This is a genomic window from Nonomuraea aridisoli (assembly GCF_003236395.1).
Classification (GTDB): domain Bacteria; phylum Actinomycetota; class Actinomycetes; order Streptosporangiales; family Streptosporangiaceae; genus Nonomuraea; species Nonomuraea aridisoli.
The window spans coordinates 1-463 of sequence record NZ_POUD01000664.1 but is presented as its reverse complement, the minus strand read 5'-3'; the positions used below and the strand labels follow the sequence as shown (position 1 = coordinate 463).

1 protein-coding gene is annotated in these 463 nt (G+C 62.2%); it reads right to left on the bottom strand.

Features of this window, described 5'->3' with window-relative positions; genetic code table 11:
- On the bottom strand, positions 1–463 hold a 463-nt coding region (locus C1J01_RS54330), incomplete at both ends, for a sensor histidine kinase (protein ID WP_146616075.1).

The following is a 463-nucleotide window of genomic DNA, read 5'->3' as shown; positions in this document are numbered from 1 at the left end:
GCTCTGCCGTCCGCTCGATGACGGTCTGCTCGAGCGAGGCATTGATCTCGTTGATCTTCTGGATCTTCTGTTTGATCGCTTCGCGCATTCTCTCGAAGCGCTGCGCGAGCCTGCTCAACTCGTCCTGGGCGCGGGCCCCGGCTTCCACGTGCTTTTCTTCGTCCACCTGGGCGCCGGCATCGTCTCCGGTATCGTGCACCTTGCGCACCAGCTCCCTGAGCGGCGCAGAAATGCTGTGCGAGATGAAGTAGGCGAGGAAGATCGACAGCAGAACCCCCGAGATGCCGACCAGCGCAATCTGGTTGCGCACCGCCTGCGCCTCGGCCGTCAGCTTTTTCTCCGCGATGGTGCTCACCACGAACCAGGTCGTGCCGGGAATTTTTGCGTACGCAGTCAAATAGCGTCCTCCGCGCTTTCCCTCGACCGCAACAAAGCTTCGCGCCTCGCCCGATGTCGCGTTGCG